At 44.5% G+C, this 13,241-nt stretch carries 12 protein-coding genes; 7 read left to right on the forward strand and 5 right to left on the reverse strand.

Annotation, left to right across the window (positions count from 1 at the left end; genetic code table 11):
- The first annotated feature begins 8 nt into the window (after nt 1–8).
- Nucleotides 9–725, forward strand: coding sequence for a 2-phosphosulfolactate phosphatase (locus tag RHM67_RS00435; RefSeq protein ID WP_322229504.1), 717 nt, complete (start codon nt 9–11; stop codon nt 723–725).
- Nucleotides 726–754: 29 nt separating this feature from the next.
- Here the strand turns inward: RHM67_RS00435 and RHM67_RS00440 are convergent, their stop codons facing one another.
- The gene (locus RHM67_RS00440; protein ID WP_252758569.1) at nt 755–1,081 is read right to left on the reverse strand and encodes a nucleotide pyrophosphohydrolase; all 327 of its coding nucleotides are present in this window, start codon (nt 1,079–1,081) and stop codon (nt 755–757) included.
- Between the two features lie 385 nt (nt 1,082–1,466).
- Between RHM67_RS00440 and pdeM the strand changes: the two genes are divergently transcribed.
- The 4 genes from pdeM to RHM67_RS00460 all read left to right on the forward strand — a co-directional run bounded on the left by pdeM (nt 1,467) and on the right by RHM67_RS00460 (nt 5,999).
- The gene (gene pdeM, locus RHM67_RS00445) at nt 1,467–2,132 is read left to right on the forward strand and encodes a ligase-associated DNA damage response endonuclease PdeM (RefSeq protein ID WP_322229507.1); all 666 of its coding nucleotides are present in this window, start codon (nt 1,467–1,469) and stop codon (nt 2,130–2,132) included.
- 84 nt (nt 2,133–2,216) lie between these two features.
- Entirely contained in the window at nt 2,217–2,651 is a 435-nt protein-coding gene (locus tag RHM67_RS00450) for a CBS domain-containing protein (protein WP_322229509.1), read from the forward strand.
- Between the two features lie 72 nt (nt 2,652–2,723).
- The gene (locus RHM67_RS00455; RefSeq protein ID WP_322229513.1) at nt 2,724–4,682 is read left to right on the forward strand and encodes a beta-galactosidase trimerization domain-containing protein; all 1,959 of its coding nucleotides are present in this window, start codon (nt 2,724–2,726) and stop codon (nt 4,680–4,682) included.
- 39 nt (nt 4,683–4,721) lie between these two features.
- Complete coding sequence (locus RHM67_RS00460; RefSeq protein WP_322229515.1) at nt 4,722–5,999, forward strand: DUF3472 domain-containing protein; 1,278 nt, start codon at nt 4,722–4,724, stop codon at nt 5,997–5,999.
- Here RHM67_RS00460 and RHM67_RS00465 read toward each other — a convergent pair whose 3' ends face one another.
- Complete coding sequence (locus RHM67_RS00465) at nt 6,000–6,509, reverse strand: DUF2569 domain-containing protein (protein WP_322229517.1); 510 nt, start codon at nt 6,507–6,509, stop codon at nt 6,000–6,002.
- Nucleotides 6,510–6,803: 294 nt separating this feature from the next.
- Here RHM67_RS00465 and RHM67_RS00470 point away from each other — a divergent pair, with 294 nt between their 5' ends.
- Nucleotides 6,804–9,011 carry an ATP-binding protein gene (locus tag RHM67_RS00470; protein WP_322229518.1) on the forward strand — a complete coding sequence of 736 codons (2,208 nt, stop codon included), beginning with the start codon at nt 6,804–6,806 and terminating at the stop codon, nt 9,009–9,011.
- 116 nt (nt 9,012–9,127) lie between these two features.
- Here RHM67_RS00470 and RHM67_RS00475 read toward each other — a convergent pair whose 3' ends face one another.
- From RHM67_RS00475 to RHM67_RS00485, 3 genes are all read right to left on the reverse strand, one after another.
- Nucleotides 9,128–9,688, reverse strand: a complete 561-nt coding sequence (locus RHM67_RS00475; protein WP_322229520.1) for a biliverdin-producing heme oxygenase — start codon at nt 9,686–9,688, stop codon at nt 9,128–9,130.
- Between the two features lie 64 nt (nt 9,689–9,752).
- Nucleotides 9,753–10,109 carry a hypothetical protein gene (locus RHM67_RS00480; RefSeq protein ID WP_322229523.1) on the reverse strand — a complete coding sequence of 119 codons (357 nt, stop codon included), beginning with the start codon at nt 10,107–10,109 and terminating at the stop codon, nt 9,753–9,755.
- A gap of 49 nt (nt 10,110–10,158) precedes the next feature.
- Complete coding sequence (locus RHM67_RS00485; protein ID WP_322229525.1) at nt 10,159–10,380, reverse strand: class I SAM-dependent methyltransferase; 222 nt, start codon at nt 10,378–10,380, stop codon at nt 10,159–10,161.
- A 530-nt stretch (nt 10,381–10,910) separates the two neighbouring features.
- On the opposite strand from RHM67_RS00485, the gene RHM67_RS00490 reads away from it, so the two are divergent.
- Nucleotides 10,911–13,241: a glycoside hydrolase family 3 protein gene (locus tag RHM67_RS00490; protein ID WP_322229528.1), complete on the forward strand. Its 2,331-nt coding sequence runs from the start codon at nt 10,911–10,913 to the stop codon at nt 13,239–13,241.

Consider the following 13,241-nt stretch of genomic DNA (forward strand, 5'->3'; position numbering starts at 1 on the left):
TTGACCCAATGACTGCGAAAGCTTTAGATGTCTGCCTTACTCCCGCCCTTATCCCATTATATAACGTGTCGGATTATGTTGTCGTGGTAATAGATATTTTCAGGGCCACGTCGTCTATTTGCTATGGAATCGAAAATGGTGCCGAGGCCATTATCCCGGTATCGGAGGTTGAAGAATGTGCCGCCTACCGCGAAAAAGGGCTAAACTACCTCATCGCTGCCGAACGCGATGGCAAGGTGGTAGAAGGGTTCGATTTTGGCAACTCACCATTCTCATACACTACCGAAAAGGTATCAGGCAAAACCGTGGTGCTTACTACTACTAACGGCACACACGCGCTGCATCTATCACGCAGTGCCAAAAAAATCGTTATTGGTTCTTTCCTCAATTTAACCGCGCTTTGCAACTGGTTAAAAACGCAGCAGGAAAACATCCTGCTGGTTTGCGCCGGCTGGAAAAACAACTTTAACCTGGAGGATACCCTTTTTGCAGGTGCGGTTGTAGAACAACTAAAAAGCAGCGGCTTTATCCTCGATGATCCCGCCATTGCTGCTAACGATCTGTTCCAAATAGGCAAAAGCAATATCGGCCAATATCTCAGCAAAACATCCCACGGCGAACGCCTCAAAAAACTCGGCATCGAAAAAGATATTGAATTTTGCCTGCAGGTTGATCTGACGACGGCCATACCCGTTTTGGATGGCGATAAATTAGTTAAATTATAGCGACTGCCGCTGCAACTCTAAACCGCCACTTATTTCAGTTTCTCATTATTCTGGTGCCTGTCTGCATCGCGGATGCTTTTCTTCTGCATGTTTTTCTCCAATGCGTCAGTCAGGTCAATACCGGTTTGGTTGGCCAGGCAGATCAGTACAAACAGTACGTCGGCCATTTCATCCGCCAGGTTAACTTCCTTGTCTGATGCTTTAAACGATTGCTCACCGTATTGCCTTGCCATGATGCGGGCAACTTCGCCAACCTCCTCCATTAACATAGCCGTATTGGTTAACTCATTAAAATACCGCACGCCGGTAGTCTTGATCCAGTTATCTACAAGATGCTGCGCTTCCTTAATTTCCATAAGGCAAGATAGAAAAATTAGCAATCTTACAGGATTCTCTTTAACAGTTAACTCGCCCCGACACTATACACGTGACCTTCTTCGCCTAAAACCACTCACCCAATCAACCAGGGAAATCGCTTTTAAACTCAAACCTGGAAAGATTTTGGCTAAAGCCATCTTTTTATTGTTTTTATGACCCGTTGGCTGAACCCAAACGGCAATGAATTTAATAAACGGGTTAAAAAGAAATTGAAATTCGTTGCCGTCCCATTTATGGGGCGGAATGAACGCAATAAAGGATGGGGCTTTAGCTAAAAACAATATCGCAATTTTAAAAGCAATCCCTGCCTAATCAACCATTCTCCGCTCACCAAACCCTCAAAACCCTTATCTTTGCCCCGATATGACGATGAGTGCGGGTACCCCCTTCCAGTTTTTAGATCAGGATCTTTTACTGTTACCACAAAAGGCTATTTACTGGGCGCAAGAAAACGCCCTGATCATAACCGACGTGCATTTTGGTAAGGTTGGGCATTTTCGCAAGGCCGGTATTGCCATCCCGCGCAACATGGAGCAGGATGATCTTGCTATGCTGTCAGATCTCATTCAAGAGCATCGCCCCAGCAAACTATTCTTCCTGGGCGACCTGTTCCACAGCGACATGAATAACGACTGGGATTGGTTTGTGCTTTGGCGCAGCCAGTTCCCCAAATTGGAGATCATCCTGATAAAAGGCAACCACGACATCATCAGCGATAAACATTATACTGACTTGGGCGTAATTTTATATAAGCGTTTGGTCGTAGGCCCGTTCCTGATGTTGCACCACCCGCTGCCCGATCCGGAGATAAAAGATGAAGATGGTTACGTTTTATGCGGCCACATTCACCCCGGTATAAGCCTGGTTGGCCGCGGCAGGCAACGTGTTACCTTGCCATGTTTCTTTTTTGGTGAACACCAGGCGATACTGCCTTCCTTTGGCAAATTCACCGGGAAAGTGGCTATCCTGAGCCGCAAGGCCGATAAGGTTTTTGGTGTACTGGCGGATAAGGTTATCGCTATAAGCTAACCAGCTGCAATTATTATTTTAATATAATTTATTGTTTTTCTTATAGTTATTTGTAAATTGAGGTCCCCAATAACCTCAATTTATATGAAAAGCGTAAAACACATCCTTGCCCGTAAGGGGAGCAATGTTATTGCTGTACCTTCCAAAACCACTGTTTTAGATGTATTAAAGCTGATGTCCGAAAAAAATATCGGCTCGGTAGTGGTAACCGAAAATGACGAATATATTGGCCTGGTAACCGAACGCGATTACGCCCGTAAAATCATATTGATGGGTAAACACTCTGACGAAACCACCGTTGGCGAGATCATGAGCAATAGCTTCCCACACATCACGCCGGATTCGTCGGTTGATGATTGTATGCTGATCATGAGCGAGCGCAACATTCGCTACCTGCCCGTGTTTGATAAGGAACAGAACCTTAGCGGCATCATTTCCATCAATGACCTGGTTTACGAAACCATCCACTCCCAAAAAGAAACTATAGAGCAGCTACACAGTTATATCCAATCGACATAGGCCTAAGCTTTAAAACCATTCCTGCTTTAAAAAGTTACTCCTTTACGGTGCGTTTATGCCCGGCAAGTTATTATGCAGTACACTTCCAAACAGCAGGCTACCCCCATAATGATAGGTGCCGAGGTTTTTATAGAACCCGGGCAAACACCCAAAGAGATTGACCTTTGGTTTAAACGGCTACAGGAAACCGGGATGACGGTTACCCGCATCCGCCTGTTTGAAACTTATATGCATAAGGCTGATGGAAAATGGGATTTTACCCTGTTTGATGAAGCCTATAAAGCCGCCGATAAATATGGCATTAAAGTTTATGGCAACCTGTTCCCGGCTACAGCGTTTACCGACTTGGGAGGGCTAAAATTCCCGAAGGATGAAAATCATCTTGTCGCTATAGAACGATATGTAGAGAATGTTATCAGTCATTTTAAACAGTTCAACTCCTGTTATGGCTGGGTACCGGTAAATGAACCGGGAGTTGGGCATTTTCCGCAAGACCAGCATGCGACAGATAAATATAGCGAATGGAAAGCCGCCCAGGCACATCCGGAATACACGAGCGGCGGTTATGATCATTTTGATTTTGCGGATGAGCGCTTCCATCTCTATTACAACACCTGGTTCCTGCAATGGCTTACGGATGAGATCCACAAACACGACCCGGAAAGCATCATCCATGTAAATAACCATGCCATATTTAAAAACGTGGCCGAGTATGATTTTACAGCCTGGCGCGATTTTTTGACCAGTTTGGGTGGATCGGCGCATGCCAGCTGGCACTTTGACTACTTTAGTCGCCAACAATATGCTTTGGCCGTGGCTGCTAACTGCGAGATCATCCGCTCGGGCGCAGGCGAAATCCCCTGGTTTATGACCGAATTGCAGGGTGGTAACAATACCTACAGCGGCTTTTTAGCGCTGTGCCCCACCAAAGATGAAATTGCCCAATGGCTTTGGATTGCCATCGGCAGCGAAAGCAAGGGCGCTATCTTTTGGTGCCTAAACCCACGTTCATCCGGTATCGAAGCCGGCGAATGGGGTATGCTGAATTATCATAACGAACCATCCGACAGGTTGCAGGCTACAACCGAAGTTATCAATACCCTTAATGAACAAATCACCTTTTTTGAGGATGCGAAGGAATTACAATCCGGCATCAACATCCTTTACATCCGCGAATCGCTTTGGATAGAAACGAAGCTGCAAATGGGCGGTAAAAGCTACGAGGGGCGTGATGAAGGCGGGGTTATGAAATCGGCTATCACTTATTTTGAGGCATTGAGCGAGGCCGGGGTGCAAGCCAATTTAAAAGAGATAAGTGAATTTGATTTTTGTAAAGATGATTACATCGGGGAGGTTATTATTTTGGCGCACCAGATCTCCATTCCATCAAAATATTGGACATTATTGGAAACCTTTGTACAAAAAGGCGGTAAACTAATTGCCGACGGACTAACCGGCTATTACGATGAAAATGCCGTTGGCACTATGCGCTTAAATTTCCCTTTACGTAATTTGTTTGGAGCGGATGTGTTGGAATATAAAGCCATTGATGAGATGGAAGAACTGATCGCTGATGGTATTGCCTTGCCGGCCTATCAATGGCGCGGTGAGTTAAAAACCACTACAGCAACGGCATTGGCATGCCGCGCAGAGAACTTGACTGCTACGCAAAATGTGCTTGGCAAGGGCACTGTTTACTGGTTGCCGTCACTCATTGGTTTAGGAAGCAGGATCCTGGGCGATTATAACCACCTGAATATGTTTCTTGCCAAAGCGATAAATTTGGATACACTAAACCTGCCCTTTGTTTTTGAGGAGCCGCAAAAAGGTATACTGATGAAAGTAATGGGCAATGCTAACGAATGGGTAACCATCATCATTAATAAATCAGAAACACATCGCGAATTTACACTGATCCTACGGGAAGCTACGCTGCAACCCATCGTTATTTTTGCCAATAACGGCGGTAAGGTTGGCGGCAACCGCATCAGCATAGAGGCCGAAGAAACTTTGGTGATAAAATGGGTGTAGGTTTATCTTTTTATATTAGCCATTCCAATATCAAAGAAAATGAAAAAACTACTGTTACTGGCTACTTTAATATATTTCAATACTGTTATTGTTAGTGCGCAGTCGACAAAAGCCATTATCCCGCTTGGTGGCAATGCCTGGGCTAAAGGCGCGGCTATTGTTACCGATGAAGGCTTAACTAATTGGAAAAGTCCGCAAGATATAACAAGCATATATTTCAGGGTTTCAACGCCGCAAACTATTAAACTGGCGCTACGCTTGCGTGTACCAAAGGGGAATAGTGCAATAAGCATTTCCTCCGGTAAAATGGTTTTCATCAAAAAGCTTAGCAATGCTGCTTTTGACACAGTAAGCATGGGTAACTTATCTATACTTAAACCGGGCTATGTAAAGCTCAACCTGAAAGGCATCAGCAAAACAGGAAGTGTTTATGCAGATGTTACCGACTTAATTGTAGACGGCGTAAATGCTGACAACCAACTTACCTATGTAAAACCCGGCTCATCATTCCATTTTGGCAGGCGCGGGCCATCGGTGCATTTACGGTATGGGATACCCGATAGCATTAAAAACCAGGTAAAATGGTTTTATAACGAGATAACCGTTCCGCAAAAAATGGATGTTGTTGGTTCCTATTTTATGGCCGATGGGTTTAACGGCGGGTATTTTGGTATGCAGGTAAATTCGGCTACAGAGCGCCGGGTGTTGTTCTCCGTTTGGAGCCCTTTTACTACTGATGACCCTAAGAGCATTCCCGACAGCCTGCTTATCAAGCTATTAAGCAAAGGCCCAACTGTACACGGCGGCGAGTTTGGTGATGAGGGATCGGGTGGGCAAAGCTACCTGCAGTACCCTTGGCAGGCCGGTAAAACCTACGCATTTTTATTAGAAGCCGAACCTAACGCCACAAAAAACGCAACTACATACACCGCCTGGTTTAAAGAGAAAAGCAGTAATACATGGTTGCTTATCGCAAGCTTTCTTCGCCCAAAAACTAACCGTTATCTAAACGACTTGTACTCCTTTGTAGAAAACTTTGAACCTGATAACGGCGACAAAACCCGTATGGCTTACTTTACCAACCAGTGGCTGGGCAATACGCAAGCACATTTTTACGCTACAGGCAACGTCACTTACACCGGCGATGAAACCGCCCGCAAGAACTATCGTAAAGATTATTCGGGTGGTGTAAAAGATGGTAAACTATACCTGCGCAACTGCGGTTTTTTTGACGATCTGGTGCCTTTAAACCAGAAATTTTCACCAAAAAACGGATTCAATCCGCCTTTAATTGACTTTAAAACGCTGCCGAGGTAACTATTCGCCATTATTCTTTTTCTTCAGCTTGTTCGGGCTCTGGCAGGGCTCCGGGTAGGTGTCAAAAACGTATTTGTTCACCGGGTATGGTACAATAAAAGTTTTTTGTAACCGTGTGCTTTTAATAAAATAGAGCATCCAAATGGCGGCTACAATAATTGATCGCATTAAAGCTTTACCATCATCGGTGTCAGTTTTCGCACCTGCCGATTGTAATAAAATAAGAACTAACAAATGGAACACCACCCAATACGCATATAAGCCAATGATGAATTTGGGGAATATATCGCGCCTTTTTATTATTAGGAAAAAGCAAAAGGCGGCATAGCATATTGTAAACACATTGCCAAATGTTTCGAATGTAAAAGCGGCATTGCAAAAAGCTTTAGAAGATCCCGGGAATTTTAAATCCCATTTGCTCATGTCAAACGATCCGTTATTTATAACGGTAGCAAATATCTTTATCTCCAACAACAAGCGGTGCCATTTTATCGTTGCTGCCGGGGCCATCCTTAAAAGAAAAGCCAATGGCGGTGAAAAACCCTCTCGAACAGTTAAGATCCTTCACCGGTAGGTTCATCCAAAGTTCTTTTGTAATGATGGTTAGTTTTATTGGTTAATAAATATAAACAAATGTATGCCGGTTTTGCAATTGTAACAGGGTGGTAATGCGACCATTTAAAGGGTAAATACCACCATGGCAACTCCTGCAATATTATTTATATATTTATATTTCACTTCAATAGGCGATAATGCCGGATAATGTTTCATATTTGTTAAAGTATTGTGCTATAAATTAATCTCATGAATGTTGACCTTACCAACTGCGACAGAGAACCTATTCACATTCCCGGTAAAATACAATCGCACGGGTTTTTATTTGTTATCAACCAGGATAATATCATCGTATATCACAGTGATAATATTACTTTGTTTGTACCGGATATTTCTCCAAATTTATTGGGTAAGCACATCAACACTATCGAGCCTATCATCGGTAAAAACGAGCCGCCTAACTTTATAAGTCAACTTTTATCCTTCGGAAAAGTTAAAGGATTTGACCAAACTAACCCTTTTAATACGGAAATACGGGGAGTTGCTTTTCATTTGATCATATCTGTATCAGCAGACTTTTATTTGCTGGAGTTTGAGCCTGCGCATTCTGACAGCGCTACCGATGTGCAAAAAATGATAGGCCGGTCTATCGCGGAAATGTTGGCCGATAAAAACCTGCAAAACCTTTTAAGTAATAGTGCGGTACAGGTTAAAAAGGTAATAGGGTACGATAGGGTAATGGTTTACCGCTTTGCGGAGGACGGGCATGGCGAAGTTATTTCCGAAGCTAAAAATGACGAATTGCCAGCATGGTTAGGCTTACATTTCCCCGCATCGGATATCCCCAAACAAGCACGCGAGCTTTACAAGCTAAATTTAACCCGCTTAATTGCCAATGTACATACCGAGCCATCGGCTATTTTAACCATAGCAGATAACGAGGTACCGCTGGATATGACCAACTCCGGCCTGCGCGCGGTATCGCCCATCCACATCCAGTATTTGAAAAATATGGGTGTCGAATCCAGCTTCAGTATCTCACTGATGTACAAGGGCGAGCTTTGGGGTTTGATAGCGTGCCATAATTATTCGCCACGGTTTATAGATTACAGGTCGCGGGAGTCGGCAAAATTAATAGGCCAGATATTATCGTCCGCCCTTGAGTTTAGGCAGGACGAAGAGAACCAACACACACAAGCGCTTTTTAAAAGTGCTGTTGCCCAGCTAAGCCGGTTGATGTTAAAAGATACCAATATTAATCATGCCTTAACCGCCCATAGTGTTAACCTGCTTAACGCGGTTGATGCCCCGGGCGCGGCCCTCATCTTTGAAAACCACATACACACCCTTGGCATTACACCAACCGATCTGCAGATAACAAGTGTGGTTGCCTGGTTAAAAAATAATGTAAGCGATAATTTTTACTATACCAACCAGCTACCGGTTGAATTTCCCGAATCTGCATTATTCAAGAACGTTGCATCGGGTATAATCGTAACCACGCTATCCCGCGAGCTTGGCGAATACGTGATATGGTTTAAGCCCGAGCAACTGGAGACCATTACCTGGGCAGGCACCCCCGATAAACCTGTAGAGATAACTGTTGATGGGGTAGCGCAATTATCGCCCCGGCATTCGTTCGAGGCCTGGTCGCAAACGGTATCGGGCACTTCAAAAAACTGGACTAACGAGGAGGTGAAATCTGTAATGCGCCTCCGTAGCGAAATTACTTACGCCATCAACCAAAAAGCAGGGGCCATCCGCCTGCTTAACGAAAAGCTGAAAGAGGCCTATGAAGAGCTGGATACCTTTAGTTTCACGATATCGCACGATCTGAAGAACCCGATATCAACCGTTAAAAGCTATGCGCAAATTTTGCTGCGCGATAAGGGAATGAATCCGCAGTCTATTAAAATTTTAGAACGCATCAACAAGGGTGCCGATAAAATGAATAACATGATCAACGAGGTATTGGATTACTCGCGCATTGGGCGGTTGGAGTTGACATTATCTGACATCGACCCCAAACCTATCATACAGGATATTGTGCGCGATCTGCTACTCATCTACGATTTTGATGAAAGCTGCATAACCATTGGTAAAACCCCAAGGATCCAGTGCGACCCGGTAATGCTATCGCAGGTGTTTTCTAACATCATTAGCAACGCGATTAAATACTCCATGCAGTCTAATCCGCCTAAGGTTACCATATCAGGTACCGAAAACAACCATGAGGTGGTTTATTCAATTACGGATAATGGCTTTGGGATAGATATTAAACAGTTGCCCAAAATTTTCGAGCTCTTCCACCGCACGGATAATGTGGGTGATATTGAAGGATCAGGCGTAGGGCTTGCCATTGTAAAGCGTATAATAGAGAAACACAAGGGCAAGGTTTGGGTAGATAGCGAGCTGGGTAATGGCTCTACGTTTAACATCTTGTTTAATAAGCAATAACGATTTGTCATGCTGTCTGTTAGCCAACGAATCAGCATCTCTCATGCAAATTATCACCGCTAATTATCCTGTGGCATCCCAATCCGTTAGCTAACGGATCGGGATGCCGGATGCAATTATTTAGCCTTCTCAAACCATTCGCCAAACTTTAAAAAGGTTTCGTTGGCGGCAGCTATTATTACGGCTTCCTGTTCCGGGTTTTCGGCCTGGCTATCCAAAGCGTTTTTAAACGTATCCCACATGGTTACTGTGTTATCACCATAGCTGGTAAAAAACGACAGGCCTTTATCCAAACTTAATTGCTGCTGCATCATTTTGCTGATGATCTTGCCCCCCAGGGTAGATCCCTCTATTACGTACAATGCGCCCAGGGCTTCTAAATGGTTTTTAATGCGCGGCAGTGCATCACCGTCGGCTTTTGCCGGCACATCGCCGCCAAGTGCGGTTATATCATCGGCAATGGCTTGTGTTTTACGCCGCTCATCATTATCGGGCAATAGGTTTTTATCTATCGCCTGGTTTATTTTAACTTCCAGCCCCCCAAAGTATCCGTAGAATAATTTTAAAAGGTTGGTATATTCCTGCGGCGAGCGGATGGCCTTAAGCTGGCTCACAAGTGCCTTTTCTAAGATCTGGTGATTGGCTTTAGTTTCTTCTTTTAATTTATCTGATAACATATTTCTCAATAAGATGGCCTTTTGCAAAGCCAATTTGTTTACACAGCTTAAATAGCTGATTGCATTACTTTTTATATAAATAAAACCGAGCCGAGTCTCCACGCTGTTTACCATTTAATGCTGCAGACCTTTTCCCGAATCCGTCAAGTTCATCCGGTGTAAATATTTCTTCGATCGGGTACATTTGATGGGTGCGCGGTAGTGTTAACGGGATATCCCGTTCATACAATTCGCTTCCCCAAAATTGAAATGCTGTCGAATCAAAAATTGTTTTGGCCACTGTAAAGCCGGTTTTTTCTGCTAAAATACCCATGCTTTTTTTAGTGTGCAACACAAAATGCCTGGGCGCGTCTAACTGCACCCAGTTTTCTTTGTAAATATCCCACGCCTCGCCAAGCACCGGCACGCATACCAAAAACATACCACAACTTTTTTAATAGCTTGTGGCATTGTTCCATTTCCTATACCTGTTAGTCCATATGTTCTAACACATGGTGGGTAATAAGCACGTCATACGTGTTAGAGGGCATTTCAGACAGGTCCTTTTTTAATACCTCAACATTAAACCCGTGAAGTATTTCGTTGCCTATAAATTTATCTACGCTGGTAACGTGTTCAAAACCGAGGTTAAATAATTCGCAAATGAGCTGGCCTTTGCCGCAACCAATATCCAAAAATTTTGCCCCCGGCATGGTTTTAATAAACCTAAAGCCCTACTATCTGATGTTGTATATTTTTTCTTCATCCGGATGCCGCTTATCAACCGCTTTAGCAATGGTTGCCTTTTTAGCTTTGGCACAAATTGGTTAAACGATACGTAGTACGGCAGGTAATGCTTATTGATATCAACAGGCACTTCCATAATTTGAATGCAACCACAATTGAGGCACTCGCCATACAGAAACTTTTCTCGGGCCCCAAACATCATTTCTTTAAAAACGTGCTATGGCTCAACAGGAGTATTGCATATCCTGCAATTTATTGAATTTGTCATAAGGAGGTGTAGTCCGTAGGGTTATTTTAACCCTTACGTGGTAAACAGTATGGGTGTAATAATGTAACAATGTTATATTAAATGTATTATTAAAAAACGGAATTTGCTATTTCAAATTATAATATTTAGCATTGTGTACCGATGACACAATAGCCACCCTTTGTGTTGATAACCAATTATAAATAGTTTATAGCCTTAACCGGACTGTATTAAATAGAAGTGATTTTTATGAGAAAAAATTATCTAATGCTGCTTGCGCTGCTTCCTGCTTTGGCATCGGCACAAACCAAATGGAGCGAAACCAAAAATGGCGACATCGCTTTTGTAAGCAACACCGGTGGCCGCAGCCTGGGCTACTCAACCACATCGGGCGTTAAAATACTTACCATTGACGGCCTGGCCTTTAAAGACCTTAACAAGAACGGCAAGCTTGATAAATACGAAGATTGGCGCCTGCCCGTTGATGCGCGCGCTAAAGACCTTGCCTCCAAACTAAGTGTTGAGCAAATTGCAGGGCTGATGCTATATAGCCGCCACCAAATGATCCCGTCTATCCCGGTTGGGCCATTTGCAGGTACATATGGTGGCACGCCTTTTTCAGAAAGTGGCGCAAACCCATATGATCTGTCAGATCAGCAAAAGCAATTCCTTTCCAAAGATAACGTGCGCCATGTGCTGGTAACATCGGTACAAAGCCCCGAAGTTGCCGCGCGATGGAACAATAATGTACAAGCGTATTCCGAGGGCATAGGCATGGGTATCCCGGCTAATAACAGTTCGGACCCTCGCCACGGCACGGTTGCCACTGCCGAGTTTAACGCTGGTGCGGGTGGTACCATTTCTATGTGGCCCGGCTCATTAGGTATGGCCGCGACATTCAACCCTGCCGAAACAGAAAAATTTGGCCATATAGCCGCGCAGGAGTATCGTGCGCTGGGCATTGCCACAGCATTATCGCCCCAGGTTGATATGGCCGGCGACCCGCGCTGGAACCGGGTAAGCGGTACTTTTGGCGAAGACCCGCAACTGGCGGCAGATATGGCAAGGGCCTATATAGATGGTTTCCAGACATCAACAGGGGCTAAAGAACTGGCCAACGGCTGGGGCTATAATAGTGTAAACGCCATGGTGAAACACTGGCCGGGCGGCGGCGCCGGCGAGGGTGGCCGCGATGCGCACTACGGTTTTGGTAAATACGCCGTTTACCCCGGCAAAAATTTTAACGAAGCTTTGATACCTTTTACACAAGGCGCTTTTAAGCTTGCCGGTAAAACAGGGATGGCTGCCGCTGTGATGCCCTATTATACCATCAGCTTTAACCAGGATACCAAAAACCACGAGAACGTGGCGAACAACTATAACAAATACATTATTACCGACCTGCTGCGCAACAAATACCATTATGATGGTGTGGTTTGTACCGACTGGATGGTAACAGGCGACGAAACGGTGATCAACAGCTTCCTGTCGGGTAAATCATGGGGGATGGAGAAAGCTACCATCGCACAGCGCCATTACAAAATACTGATGGCCGGTGTTGACCAGTTTGGCGGCAATAACAATATGGCCCCTGTTTTAGAGGCTTACCAAATAGGCATTAAGGAACATGGCGAAACGTTTATGCGCGCCAGGTTTGAGCAATCTGCCGTGCGTTTGCTAAGGGGTAGTTTCCGTACCGGTTTGTTTGAGAACCCGTACCTGGATGTTGAAGTAACCAAAAAAACCGTGGGCAAACCCGAATTTATGAAGGCGGGTTACAATGCGCAACTGAAGTCTATAGTGATGCTGAAGAACAAGGCTAACGTGCTGCCTTTGCAAATAGGTAAAACTGTTTATGTGCCTAAGAAATTTACCCCGGCGGGTAAAAACTTTTTGGGCAGGCCTTATCCTGAAAAACTGGAGTACCCGGTGAATATGGACATTGTTAAAAAATACTTTAAAGTAACCGAGAACCCCGATGAAGCCGACTATGCCCTGGTATTTATTGCGAGCCCAATTGGCCACGGTGGGTATGACGAGGCTGATGTAAAAGCAGGCGGCAATGGCTACTTACCGGTATCATTACAATACGGCAAATACACTGCCGAAACGGCCCGTGAAACCAGCCTTGCCGGTGGCGACCCGCTGGAGAAATTTACCAACCGTAGTTATAAAAACAAATCAGAGATCTCGACCAATGTTACCGACCTTGCAATGGTGAACGATACCTACACTAAGATGAAGGGCAAACCGGTTATCGTATCCATCAACATGAACAACCCAATGGTATTCGGAGAGTTTGAGAAAAATGCAAATGCCATCATTGCTGATTTTGGCGTGCAGGGCCAGGCAAGTCTGGATATCTTAACCGGCAAGGCAGAACCATCGGCTTTATTGCCACTACAGATGCCATTGGATATGAAAGTTGTAGAAGCCCAATACGAAGATGTACCACACGATATGAAGTGCTATACCGATTCTGAAGGCCATGTATACGATTTTGCTTACGGGTTGAACTGGAAAGGCGTAATTAAAGATGCCCGCACAGCCAGGTATAGTAAACCAGCTGTAAAACATTAA

The sequence above is a fragment of the Mucilaginibacter sp. 5C4 genome, from assembly GCF_034345625.1.
In the GTDB taxonomy this organism is placed as follows: domain Bacteria; phylum Bacteroidota; class Bacteroidia; order Sphingobacteriales; family Sphingobacteriaceae; genus Mucilaginibacter; species Mucilaginibacter aurantiaciroseus.